At 62.7% G+C, this 13,120-nt stretch carries 6 protein-coding genes; 1 reads left to right on the top strand and 5 read right to left on the bottom strand.

All coding sequences use genetic code 11. The features are described from left to right. Window positions 1-156 precede the first annotated feature (156 nt). The gene (locus tag CFE428DRAFT_RS05095; RefSeq protein WP_202797356.1) at window positions 157-1,482 is read left to right on the top strand and encodes a glucoamylase family protein; all 1,326 of its coding nucleotides are present in this window, start codon (window positions 157-159) and stop codon (window positions 1,480-1,482) included. A gap of 165 nt (window positions 1,483-1,647) precedes the next feature. Here the strand turns inward: CFE428DRAFT_RS05095 and CFE428DRAFT_RS33000 are convergent, their stop codons facing one another. The 5 genes from CFE428DRAFT_RS33000 to CFE428DRAFT_RS05070 form a co-directional block, all read right to left on the bottom strand. Beyond that, window positions 1,648-5,142 (bottom strand): DUF1553 domain-containing protein, encoded by a 3,495-nt coding sequence (locus CFE428DRAFT_RS33000; protein ID WP_049975546.1) that lies wholly within the window; start codon window positions 5,140-5,142, stop codon window positions 1,648-1,650. Window positions 5,143-5,327: 185 nt separating this feature from the next. Further along, on the bottom strand, window positions 5,328-7,112 hold the full coding sequence (locus CFE428DRAFT_RS05085; protein WP_006978379.1) for an amidohydrolase: 1,785 nt from the start codon (window positions 7,110-7,112) through the stop codon (window positions 5,328-5,330). Between the two features lie 176 nt (window positions 7,113-7,288). Further along, window positions 7,289-8,383 carry a sialidase family protein gene (locus tag CFE428DRAFT_RS05080; protein ID WP_202797354.1) on the bottom strand — a complete coding sequence of 365 codons (1,095 nt, stop codon included), beginning with the start codon at window positions 8,381-8,383 and terminating at the stop codon, window positions 7,289-7,291. A 351-nt stretch (window positions 8,384-8,734) separates the two neighbouring features. Continuing rightward, on the bottom strand, window positions 8,735-10,183 hold the full coding sequence (locus CFE428DRAFT_RS05075; RefSeq protein ID WP_006978377.1) for a DUF1501 domain-containing protein: 1,449 nt from the start codon (window positions 10,181-10,183) through the stop codon (window positions 8,735-8,737). A gap of 100 nt (window positions 10,184-10,283) precedes the next feature. After that, window positions 10,284-12,992 carry a PSD1 and planctomycete cytochrome C domain-containing protein gene (locus CFE428DRAFT_RS05070; RefSeq protein ID WP_006978376.1) on the bottom strand — a complete coding sequence of 903 codons (2,709 nt, stop codon included), beginning with the start codon at window positions 12,990-12,992 and terminating at the stop codon, window positions 10,284-10,286. Window positions 12,993-13,120 lie beyond the last annotated feature (128 nt).

Below are 13,120 nucleotides of genomic sequence, written 5' to 3'. Positions count from 1 at the left end.
CCGATTTCTTTCACAGTCTCTTAGGAAAGAAAACTGCGCAGCTCTACGGTCATTCCCTTTGATTTCGGCCGATGCCGCTGTAAATCACTGCGGATGATTTCTCCAGTGCGCCCGCAGAATAAAACATGGCATGGCTGGCGCGCTTTCGCGGCCGTTTTGGCCGGCGCCGCAGCGGCGATTTCTTCTGCCCACGCGGCCAATGTCCTGCCGGCGATCACTGCGCAGCCGGCCGGGCTCGTTGCCCAACCCGGCGGCCTGGATTTCGCCAAGGACGACGATTTTCTCGAGGATCTCGAGCACCGGTCTTTCCTCTTCTTTTGGGAGACGGCGAATCCGGCGAACGGATTGGTTCCGGATCGCGCCAAGGCCGATGGCAGCGGCCCGGGCAAAATCGCCAGCATCGGCTCGGTCGGTTTCGGGCTCACCGCCCTTTGCATCGGGGCGCAGCATGGCTGGATCAACCGCGCGGCCGCCTACGATCGCGTTCTCACCACTCTGCGCTTTTTCGCCGAGAAAGTGCCCAGCGAACACGGGTTCTATTTCCATTTCGTGGACATGAAGACCGGGCAGCGTGCCTGGAACTCCGAGTTGTCGTCCATCGACACCTGGCTCTTGCTTTCCGGCGTGCTCACGGTGCGCCAATATTTCCACGGCACCGAAGTGGAGCAGCTCGCGACCAAGCTCTACGAACAGGCCGACTGGCAGTGGATGCAAAATGGGGGCGAGACGTTGAACATGGGCTGGAAGCCGGAAAGCGGTTTCCTCGAGCACCGCTGGGATGGCTTCAGCGAACACCTCGCGATGTATCTCATGGCCATGTCCTCGCCGACGCACGGCGTGGGCGCGGACGCGTGGAAGGCAATCAAACGCGAACCGGCGCTCACGCACTATCAGGGCTTCACCTACTACCAGTATCCGCCGCTCTTCATTCACCAGTATCCGCACGCCTGGATCGATTTTCGCGACCAGAAAGACGCCTTCACCGACTACTGGGCGAACTCGAAAGCGGCCACGCTGGCCCACGAAAAATTCTGCGAGAGCCTGAAGGATCGCTTCCCGGCGTATGAGAAGCTGTGGGGCATCACCGCCTCGGAAAGCCAGAAGGGTTACATGGACTGGGGCGGCCCGCCGGTCGGCAACCGCGTCGGCTTCGACCAACGCATCGATGGCACGGTGGTGCCGTGCGCCGCCGGCGGCTCGATTCCTTTTGCACCGCAGGATTGCATCTCCGATCTGCGCCGGATGCAGCAGGAATACGGCTCGAAGATCTATCTGAAGTATGGGTTCGTCGACGCCTTCAATCCGCAGAGCGGATGGGTGGGCGCAAACGTGCTGGGCATCGACGTCGGCATTACGTTGGTCATGGCGGAGAATTATCGCACCGGTTTTGTCTGGCACACGTTCATGGCGAATCCGGAGATCGCCCAGGCGATGAAAGTGGCGGGGTTTGTGCGGACGGTTGCGGCAGCGACTACTCGGTGAGCGGCGGTTTCGCTATCGTGCCGACGTAGATCGCATCCTGGGAGCGGCGACTTTCCAGTCGCCGAACGAAAAGCCGATGCGCGAAGCGCCTCTCTTTTGGGCGTCGCTACGCGACGCAGGGCGACTGGAAAGTCGCCCCTCCCAGGGTTCTGCTGCGTCGCCGCGTCAGTGATTGAACACAAACTCCGCGGAGTTCAGCAGCGACCAAAGCACGTCTTCGGTGGCGCCGCGGCGCTGGGCGCCTTCGGCGGTGAAGGCGCCGGTGGCCACCTTCGATTCGTCTTCGGTCGGAAAGCGCGAGTAGCAGGCGAGGTAGAGATCGTTGACGATCTCCGCGGGCGTGAGCTGGCTCGTGGCGAGGCGTTGCACGCGCGCCGTAGAGGCGGTGCTGTCGAGCTTCTCCTGCAGCAAGCGCGAGTTCATGAGATGCAGCGCTTGCACGATGCTCGGCTTCGAATCGCGTTCACACGGGCAATCCGTGCTCGAGTTCGGCCGGCTGAAGGCATCCATGGTCGGCGAATCGATCTTGAAACTCCAGGTCTGCATGGCGCGGCTGCCGGGCGGCATGCCGGCATATTCGGTGGGCACACCGGTGATGTCGGCCAGTGCGTCGGCGAGTGTCTCTGCCTGCATCCGGCGGCGATAAGCGCGCGAGTAATTGCGTGTATCGGCCTTGTTGTATTCGTTCGGCACCGAACTCAGTTGGTAGAGATGCGAGCGCATGATCGTCCGCATGAGTTCCTTGAGATTGAACTTCTGCCGAATGACTTCCTGGCCGAGCGCATCGAGCAGCGCGGCATTCGAGGGCGGATTGGAAATGCGGAAGTCATCGACCGGATCGACGATGCCTTTGCCGAAGAAGGCGGCCCAGATGCGATTGGCGACCGCCCTGGCGAAGAAGGGATTCTTCGGATCGGTCATCCAATCGGCCAGCGCCTCGCGCGGATTCTGATTCTCTGCGACCTTGAATCCCTCGCCATCCGGCGGTCGTGGTTCCATGACCTCGCCAGTGACCGGATGCTTCACCGTATTGCCCGGTGCGAAATAGAACGTTTCGTTGCCCGCTGAGATCGGCGCGGAGATGCCCGCGCCTTCATGCCGGATCGAGCCGAAGAACGCCGCCATGTGATAGAAATCGTCCTGTCCCCATTTTTCGTTGGGATGATGATGACACTTCGCGCAGTCGAGCCGCACCCCGAGGAAGAGCTCGCTGAACATCGTCGTCGCATCCACGGGCTCCCGTCGGTCGCGATAGATCACCGCCGGGCCGTAGCGATGCGTGTTGCCCTCCGTCGTGACGATGGCGCGCACGAATTGATCGTAAGGCATGTTGTCGCGGAAACATTCGCGCAGCCATTGATCGAGAATGTAGGTGCTCTTGATGCCCACGCGGTCGGAGTTCGGCCGCAGCAGATCCGCCCATTTGTTCGCCCAATAATCCGCGTAAAAGGGATTCGAGAGCAGGCGATCGATGAGCTTGTCGCGTTTGTCGGGTGCGGTGTCTTCCAGGAACGCGCGGGCCTCTTCAGCGGTCGGCAGCGCGCCGATGGTGTCGAGCGAGGCGCGGCGCAGAAACTCCGCATCGCTGCACGGCTCGGAGGGGAACAGCCCGAGGCGCTTGAATTGCGCGTAGGCGAGTTCGTCGATGAAATTGTTTGCCGGCAGGTTCGCATACTGGCTCTCCGGCAGGAGGTGATCCGCGGCCACTTCGATCTGCGAATCGCCGACCAGCCCCATGAAACGGGCCACGACCACGCCCTGGCCACTCATCTTGCCGATCGCCACCGCGCCATCGTCGGTGACACGCGCGATGTCCTTGTCATTCGAGGAAAAGCTGGCCAGCGCGGTGACGTCGCGAGTCGAGCCATCGGAGTAGTGCGCTTTGACGTGCAACTGTTGCGCGTCGCCCTTGTGATAGAGATGCGTGGCGGGCTCCGCGGCGAGACGCTGCAGGGTCGGCTCGCCCTCGGCGCGGAAGGCCATGCCGCTGCGAATCCATTGCTCGATGGTGTGATACGCGCTGGAGTCTTTCGTGAACCGCTCGCCGCCCTCATGCGGGATGGTGTCGGTCGCCTTGAGCAATAACAGACTCTCGCCGGGCGCGGCGGGGAAGATGCGGCGGCCACGCGAATCCTGCGTCACATTGCGATAATCCGCCTTGGGATCGAAGGAGAAGACGGTGAGCTTGAAGCCATTCTGGCCATCGGGCTTGGCGTGGCAGGAGCCGGCGTTGCAACCCGCCTTGCTGAGGACGGGTAGGACGTCGCGGACGAAACTGAGAGGCGCGTTCGCTGTGGCTGAAGAATCGGTGGAGGGCGCATCGACCGCGAGTTTTTGCGCGAGCTTGCCATCCTTGCCGTAGGCGAAGAGTTGTCCATCGTGGGCACCGGCGAAAATGCGTTCGCCATTCGGTGTCGTCGCCACGCAGTGCAGCATGGTTTCCGCCGCGGAATATTTCTGTTCCTTCGCCAGGACTTCCGTGCTCACCGCGCCGGCGTTGGCCTTGAGCTCGGTGAAGCGTTCCACCGTGCCATCCGCCGTCACCGCGACGAGCGCGGGAATGCTGGGCGCCCAGGCCACGCCATCGACCGGGGTGGTGTGCGTGCCGAGCGACATGAGCCGCTCGTGGGTTTTTACGTCCCAGACCTTGAGTTGAAAATCCGCGCCACCGGAGGCGAGTTGCGTGTCATCGGCGTTGAAAGCGAGCGAGAGGACCTGTGCGGTGTGGCCTTCGAGTTTGGCGAGCTCCTTGTGCGTCTCGAGGTCCCAGAGTTTCACCAGCTTGTCGCCGCCGGCCGTGGCGAGGAGTTTGCCATCCTTGCTCACCGCGAGATCGAAGATCGTATCGGCGTGCGCATTCCACGAAACGGTGATCTTGCCCGTGGCGACCTCGGCGAGCCGCACCGTGCCGAGTTCGTCGGCCCGGCCATCGGCGATCACGAGTTGGTTGCCATCGGGCAGAAAGCGCAGCGCGGCGATGCGATCGGTGAGGCCGTCGGTGATCTCGTGCTCCTTGGCCAGCGATTCGACATTCCAGATCACCACGCGGCGAAATGCTCCCGTGGCCAGATGTTTGCCGTCCGCGCTCCACGCGATGGATTGAACGGGATCGGGCTGCGCATTCGCGCGAGAAACAACATCGAGCTTGGTGCCGGAGACATCGTAGAGGACCACGTCGCCGCCGCAGCCGACGGCGAGGCGTGTGGAATCCGGCGACAGTGCCAGCGCGAGAATGGGATGATACGACGCCGGCGGCGCCGCCACGGTGACCGCGCGCGGCGTGGAGGGCTGCCGCACGAGCGCGGAGGCATCCCACTTCGCACCATCACGAATCCATTGTTTCAGGAGATCGATTTGCGGCGCGGAGAGTTGTTTCTTCGGCGGCATGTGCGGATCAGCGTCCGCGGCGAGAGCATCGAGGAGGGCGCTCTTGTCCGGGGTCTTGAGATCGAGGGTGGGGCCGTTGTCGCCGCCTTTGATCAGCGAATCGCGCGAGGTCATCACCAGACCGCCCTTTTTCTTTTGATCGTTGTGGCAGGAGAAGCAGTTGCTCTTGAGCAGACGCATGGCGTCCGGGGTCACGGAGGCTGGTGGCTCCGCGGCGTTGACGGTGAGCGCTGTCGTGGCGAGTGCGCAGGCCAGTAATCGAACGGCGGACAAACAGATCCTCGTTCCCAAGCTCCAGCTTGGGAACGCACTTGTCTGCGAAGCTCCTGCTTCGAGCGGGGGCAGAGTGGCAGCGGCATCCTGCCGCTGGTCGGTGGATGACAGGATGCCGCTGCCACACTCTTTGCGGCGACGCCGCAAAGCTGCGCAGACAATGGTTCCAAACTGAGGATGAATTTTCATGGCCGGGCGTAAATGGGTTTGCCGTCGAGCCAGGTCGCGTTGACTTGAATGTCGCGAATCTCCTCCACCGGACAAGTGAGGATGTCCCGGTCAAGCACGACGAAATCCCCGCGTTTGCCGGGTTCGAGTGAGCCGACGTTTTGCTCGTTGAAAAGCAGGTAGGCGTTGTTGCGCGTGTAGAAGCGGATGGCCTCTTCGCGCGTCAGCGCTTCCTCGGGGTGCAACTGGCCCTCGTACCACTTGGCCTTGCGGGTGATGGCCGTGCCCATGCCGAGGAAGGGATTGTAAGGATTCACGGAGCGCAGTGAACCAATTTTCTGCATGTGATCGGAACCGCCGCCGACAATCACTCCCGCGGCGAAGAGGCTGTGCAGCGGCTGAAACCAGCGGAGCCGCTCATTGCCGAATTGCGTGGAGAGCGTGCGGGTGTCGAGATAGAGCCAGGCGGGCTGGAGGTCCATGACCACGCCCAGGCGCGCGGCTTGATCGATCGCGGCGCGGCTTTGAAAATTCGCGTGTGTTATGCAGGGGCGCGTCTGCCGGATGGGCATTTCGTGCGAGACCGTTTCGTAGGCGTCGAGCAGCGTTTGCACCGCACCGTCGCCGACGGAGTGAGCGGTGAATTGCAGCCCGTTTTCGACCGCCGTGCGCACCATTGGGACGAGTCGTTCCGGCGGAATGAAGAGGACGCCACGATAGTTCGGATCGGTAATCGAATAGATTTTGCTGAGGCCCCACGGCTTTTGCATGTAGGCGCTGCCGGTGAGCATGCCGCCGTCGAGATAGACCTTCGTGCCGATGATGCGCACCGGACCGGTCTTGTCCTTGAAAAGCGGATGCGCGGCCACGGCGCGAATGCGTTTCTCCACGGTTTCGATAGGACCGATGGAACTGACGCCGTAGGAAATGCCGATGCGCAGGTGCAGGTCGCCGCGGTCGCGCAAAGCCGTGTAGAGGCTGACTGCGCTGGCGCTGGAGTCGCGATCGATGATGCTGGTCAGGCCGACGGAATTGTAATCGTGAAACAGCTCGGCGAGACGCTTCAGCCGGTCGGCCTGCGAAGGAACGGTCTCGACGGGTTTCACCCGCACGAAGCGGGTGGCATTGCGGAGGATGCCGGTCGGCTCGCCGGTTTTCGGATCCATCTCGGCAAAGCCCGCGCCGCCGTCGGTGATCTTGAAATTGCGATCGATGCCGCTGAGCGAAAGGGCGAGGGAGTTGAGGGAGGCATCCGGACCGGTGCGATAGAGCACGGGATTTTTCGGCGCGGCCTGATCGAGTTCCGCGCGCGTCGGGTAACGCTGCTCGCGCAGGCGGGTGATGAAGACCTGGCTGAGGACGATCCATTCGCCCTCGGGGAGCGCCTGGGCGCGGGCCTTCACGTAATCGAGTACGTCCTGGATGGTTTCGAAATCCGGGATGGGATTTTCGAACTCGGTCATCGAGGCACCCGTGGGGTGCATGTGCGAGTCGATGAGGCCGGGGAGGACGGTCTTGCCGTCGAGATCGATCACGCGTGTGTGGTCGTCCTTGGTCGCGAGGATGTCGGCGTCCTTGCCGAGCGCGAGGATTTTGCCATCGCGGAGTGCCATGGCTTCCTGGATGGAGAAGTGGTCGTCGACGGAGACGATCTTGCCGTGGTGAACGATGAGGTCGGGAGTTTCCGCGGCGTGGGTGGAGAGAAGTGTCGCGGCAGCGAGGGCGCAGGCGAGGAGGCGGGCGCGGCCGCGTTGTGCCACGGAGGGACGCGCTCCGGCGCGTCCCACTTCAATCACTCTCATCAAAGAGACCCTCATTCCCGAGCCGGCCCTCGTTCCCAAGCTCCGGCTTGGGAACGCACTTGTCTTCGAAGCTCCAGCTTCGTGCCAGGCGTCACTCGAAGCTGGAGCTTCGCAGACATTGGCATTCCCAAGCTGGAGCTTGGGAACGAGGCGGCAAAGAATGGGTTGGGCCGTCTTCATTTCGTTGGCAGCCAATCGAGGGTGATGCGGCGGATGCGCAGGCGGTTGAGGCCGCCGACTTTGTCGTCGCCAGCGCAGTAGGCGAGCAGCACGGCGTCGTCGACGAAATACATGGCGGTGTAACAGTACCAACCATTGAGATCTTCCTCGATGAGCTTCGCCTTGGGCCACGTCAGGCCATTGTCGGTGGAAATGGCGGCAACCAGCGGCGCACGGCGCTTGGGCGGGAAGGGGAAACGTCCGGAGTGATCGTTGTAGATGGCGAGCAGGTTGGAGGAATCGGGCAGGCGCTTGATGCTCGCGGGCGAGGTGGGCGATTTCAGTTCCGTCGGTGCGGGGGCGGTCCAGTCTTTACCGTGATCGGCGGAGCTGAAGCCGTATTGCACGCCCTGGTCGGTGCGCGCCCAACTGAAGAGTTGGCCATCGGCAAGCTCCACGACGCCGGGTTCCTGCAGGCCGCTGTTGCTGTTTACTGGAATGCCCCACCAGCTCCACGATTGCTGCCAGGTCTGTCCTTCGTCATCGGAATAGTACCAGAGATCGATGGCCCGCCCGTCGAAGGATTTGGCACTATGCGGGTCGTCGAGGCGCGAGCGGTGAAAGGCGACCGGGGCGACGAGGCGTCCGCTGGAAAGCTGCACCACGCGGTCATTGTTGAGCACAAAATAACCCGGTGCGGCGACGACAAGCTTCGGCTCGGACCACGTGGCCGCTTCGTCGGTGGAGAAACGGACATAAGGCCGTGCGTCGAGCCAGCTGTTCTTGAGAATGTAGAAGAAGGCGAGCCTGCCGCTGGCAAGGCGCAGCAGCGTGACGCTCATCACGTTGTTGCCCGCGGTGTTTTCGAGCACGACCTCGGGAGCGCTCCATGTTCTGCCGCTGTCATCCGAATGAATGGCGGCGATACGGGCGGCGCTGCCATCCTCGGCCCCGCCGTAGAATTGAGAGTAGTAGAAAAGGATGCGGCCGGACTTGAGACGGACGAAGGAGCCTTCCGAGTTGCGCGGATGCTCCTTGGTTGGCTCGATGTTGAGGACGACGGTGTTCTCTTCGGCGCGCGAAAGGGGTGCGGTGGCGACGAGGCTGAGCAATAGCAAAACCGCGCGACACAATGTCATCCTGAACCGTATGGATGCCGGGCGCTGGCGCTTGGGAACGAGGGGGATCTTTGTGGTCATGCGGCAGGCTATCCCGAAGGGATGAAGGACCGTAGCCGGGGGTAAAGCGAGTTTGGCGAGCGACACCCCCGGACAATCATCCTTCACCGATTCCACCCCAAAGGGGTGGTGGAATCTACCCGCAGCGAGAAATTCCGGCACCATCTCCGGGGTGCACCTTTTGGGAGGACGGTTTCCGGGGGTGTCGCTCGCAGACTCGCTCAACCCCCGACTACGGTCCGGTATCCCTCCGGGATAGGGGTCATCGCACATCTTTCGGGCGCGTTACGCGAGCAGCTCTTTGACGATGCGCGCTTCCTGACCGTCGACGAGCGAGGCGTTGGTGCCGTTGCGCTTGTAGACGAGCTTTTGGTAGTCGAGACCGAAGTTGTGCAGCAGCGTGGCGTGCCAGTCGTAGTGATGGACGATGTCCTTCACCGCGTGGTGGCTCCATTCGTCCGTTTCGCCATGGACGTAGCCGCCCTTGAAGCCGCCGCCGGCGACCCAATGGGTGAAGCCGAAGGTGTTGTGGTCGCGGCCCCATTTGTCGCGTCCGGCGTCGTTTTGCAAGACCGGCAGGCGGCCCATTTCGCCGCCCCATTGCACGACCGTGCTGTCGAGCAATCCGCGTTGCTTGAGATCGGTGACGAGTGCGGCGCTGGGCTGATCGACGGCCGCGCAATTCTTCGGCAGCGCCGAGATGAGCGAGCTGTGCTGATCCCAGCTCTGGCCGGAATTCAAGACCTGCACGTAGCGCACCCCGCGTTCGATGAGCCGACGCGCGATGATGCAGCGCGTCGCGTAATCCTTGGTCTCGTTCTTGTCGACGCCGTAGAGCTTCTTGATGTAGTCGGGTTCGCTGGAGATATCGAGCGCTTCCTTGGCCGCGGTTTGCATGCGCGCGGCGAGTTGGTAGCTGGAGATGCGGGCTTCGAGATCGAGTTCGCCGGGGTGCTGGGCGAGATGCTCTTCGTTGAGCGACTTGAGCAGGTCGAGCTGGCGATCCTGCGCCTTGCCGGCGAGTTCGGCCGGTGGGTCGAGGTTGAGAATGTGCGGTTCGGTGGGGCGAATGAGCGTGCCTTGATATAGCGCGGGCAGCCAGCCGTTGGTGAAGTGTTCGCCCTGGAAAGTGGGCAGTCCGCCCGGATGCGCGAGCACCATGTAGGCGGGCAGTTCCTGCGTCTCGCTGCCAAGTCCATAGGTAAGCCACGAGCCGACGGTCGGCCGGCCGGCGCTGATGCGGCCATTGTTAATGGCGTAGAGGCCTTGCGCGTGATTGCTCACGCCGGATTGCATGGAGCGGATGAGCGTGATGTCGTCGACGACTTCGGAGAGATAAGGGAGCAACTCGCTCAGCTCCATGCCGCACTGCCCGTGCTTCGAGAATTTCCACGGCGAACCGAGAACCTTGGAAGAAGCCTGGGCGAGATTGTCGTATTTGATTTCACCGGGGAATTTCTGGCCGTCATACTTTTGCAGCATCGGCTTCGGATCGAAGAGATCCATCTGCGACGGGCCGCCCATCATGAAGAGGCAGATCATGGCCTTGGCTTGCGGCTCGAAGTTCGGCGTCTTCGGCAACAGGTCGTAGTGAATCGGGCCGTCGACATTCGGCTTCTCCGGCGCGGCGAGCAGGCCGTCCTGCTTCAACAGCCAGGCAAGCGCGAGTGAGCCGAGGCCGAAGCCGTTGGCATGCAGGAAGTGGCGGCGGGAGCAGAGGTGATTCGGGAGCATGGCGGGGAAAGTAACTAGTGCTTAGTGCTGAGTACCCAGGGCTAGTAATGAGTGATTAGTAATCAGTCCGGACTTGTCGGTCCTATCGGCCGGATCCGGGCTATTCGATGTAGAGGAAGCGGTTGGAGCTGTAGAGGACCTGGCAGAGGCTGGCGAGAGCTTCGAGTTCCGGGTCGGGTGGGGCGGGCGGCGTGGCCGGGGCGGCGGTCTTCACCGTGGTCGCGCCTTTGAGTTGCGCGGTGTTCGGTGGCGGTGTCGCGGGTGTCGGATGGGCGGTGTCGTAAACGCGCAGGGATTCGGTTTGCTCGGCGAGGTAGGCAAGACTGCGGAGGACATCGTTTTCCTGCGGGGCGCTTCCGTAGAGGATCTCCCAAGCTTTCGTGATCTGCGCGCGGGCGTCGCCGGGCACTTCCTGGCGCAGGCGCGCAGCGAGATCGTGAGCAGTGCTGAGGACGAAATTGTCGTTCATCAGCAGGAGCGATTGCGGGGCGACGGTGGTGGAACTGCGCGCCTCGCAGTTGGGCGACATCGTCGGCTCGTCGAAGGTATCGAGCACGGTGAGCGGGGTTTTGCGGCGCACCTGGATATAAATGGAGCGGCGGAAATCTTCCGCTCCGCGGCTCACGACCTTGATGACGTCGCGGTTGGTGTTGAGCTGTTCCTGTCCGACGACGATGCGTCCGCCGGGATCGCGCGCGATCCCCACCGGTTCGCCGAAGGACTCGCGGTTGAGCTTGCCCGCGGTGGCGAGCATCGAATCGCGCAAAGTCTCCGCCTCGAGACGCTGCATCTTGAAACGGCCGTAGAAACGATCGTCGGCATCGATCTTCAGCGAGGCTTCGTTGTCGGACGACTGCCGGTAAGTGGTGCTGAGCACCATGAGCCGCTGCAATTGCTTGAGCTTCCAGCCGCTGTTCATGAATTCGGTGGCCAGCCAGTCGAGCAATTCGGGATGCGTCGGCCGTTCGCCGAGGGCGCCGAATTCGCCGGGCGTATTGACGATGCCGCGGCCGAAGTGGCCGAGCCAGAAACGATTCACGAGCACGCGGGCGACGAGAGGATGCTGGCCGCCGACCAGCCAGCGCGCGTAGGCGAGGCGGCGACCGCTGGAGCCGGAGGCCACTTCCGCCGGTTTGAAGGGCCTGACCTGCGGGTCAGCGAGCACGGTGAGGAGCCCGGGTTGCACGATCTGTTTCGGTTGATCGTGATCGCCGCGATGGAAGAGGTGCGTGTCGGGCACATGGCCTTTCACTTCCGTGAGCGCCATGATCATGCCTTCCTTCGGCTTGGTGGCGCGGAGTTTCGTGGCCTCGGCCTGCTTGTCGGCGACCTGCTTGGAGAGCTTCGGATCGTAGAGATTGAGCGAATAGAGCGCGAGGGCCGACGGGTATTTTTTGATGAGCGCTTTTTGCTCGGGCGTGCGGCTCTTTTCCACCGTGGCGCGGGCGGCCCGATAGGGTTCGCGATCGGCCTCGGGGAGCTTGACGATTTCCTTCTCGAAAATCTCGTCGAGGAACTTTTTGTCCATCGCCTTGGCCTCGGCGTCGATGACCTTGGCCTGCTTCTCGATTTCGTCGGCCTTGGCGCGTTCTTCGGGAGTGTAGAGGGAGCACTGGCGCTGCGCCGGGGTTCGCCACGCCTGCCAGTCGAAAGCGGGTTCGAAGATGGCGCGCATGCGGTAGTAATCCGTCTGCGGAATGGGATCGAAACGGTGGTCGTGGCATTGCGCGCAGCCGACCGTGAGACCGAGCAGCGAAGAGGCGACGACCTGCATTTCCTCGGCGATGACCTGATTGCGCGCGAGCTTGATGTCATCGACGGTGTCGCCGGTGCCGTCGGGCGCCATGCGGAGGAAGGCGGTGGCGGTCAGTTCGTCGCGTTTCTTCGGGTCGAGGACGGCTTGCTGGTAATCGCCCTGCGTGGCGCCGGCCAGTTCGTCGCCGGCGATTTGCTCGACGATGAAATCGCTCCACGGTTTGTCTTCGTTGAGCGAGCGGATGACGTAGTCGCGATAGCGCCAGGCATTCGGACGCGCGGAGTCGGCCTCGGAGAAGCCGTTCGAGTCGGCATAGCCGGCGATGTCGAGCCAGTGGCGCGCCCAGTGTTCGCCGTAGGCGGACGAGGCGAGCAGGCGGTCGACGACTTTTTCGTAGGCGTCCGGCGTGGTGTCGGCGACGAAGGCTTCGACTTCCGCGGGCGTGGGCGGGAGGCCGGTGAGGTCGAGCGTCACGCGGCGGAGGAGCGTGCGCTTGTCGGCATCGGGGGCGAAATCGAGCTTCTGTTCGCGCAGTTTGGCGAGAACGAAGGCGTCGATGGGATTGCGCACGCGGCCGGCGTTTTCGAGCTTCGGCACGGCCGGGTGGGCGATAGGCTGGAACGACCAGAACTGGCGGTCGTCGTCGGTGATGTAGGGCCCGGGTGGAAGCGTCTCGGGTTCGGCCTTGGCCGTCCTGGCGCCTTGGGTGATCCAGCGTTCGAGGGTGGCCAATTCGGCTGCGGTGAGCTTCTTGCCTTTCTTCGGCATTTCGCCTTCGCGGACGACGCGGACGATTTCGCTGTCCTCCGGCTTGCCGACCACCAGCACGTGGTCGCCATCCTCGGTCAGCTTATCCATGAAATGCCGCAAGCGCAGGTCGACGCCGCCCTTCGGCTTTTCCTCTTCGCCATGGCACTGGACGCAGTGGGCCTTCAGGATGGGACGGATGTCGTGCTCAAAGGTGAGCGGACGGTCATCGGCACGCAGAAAGGCCGGCGCCGCGAGGGCTACGGCCAGGGTGAATGAAAGTGCGAGAGGGGGTCGACGAGTCACGTGGATTCTTCCGCATAACCTCGGAGAAAAGCGGTTCCTTAGAAACGTTAAATGCCGGGCGGAGTTGGCTGGGATGATGGGATTGTGTTAATGTTGTTTAACTGAAATAGATTTAGCGGGGTGCTGCC

It is taken from the genome of Chthoniobacter flavus Ellin428 (assembly GCF_000173075.1).
Taxonomy (GTDB): Bacteria; Verrucomicrobiota; Verrucomicrobiia; order Chthoniobacterales; family Chthoniobacteraceae; genus Chthoniobacter; species Chthoniobacter flavus.
The sequence above is the reverse complement of the archived record's forward strand: the minus strand, read 5'-3'. Positions and strand labels throughout refer to the sequence as shown.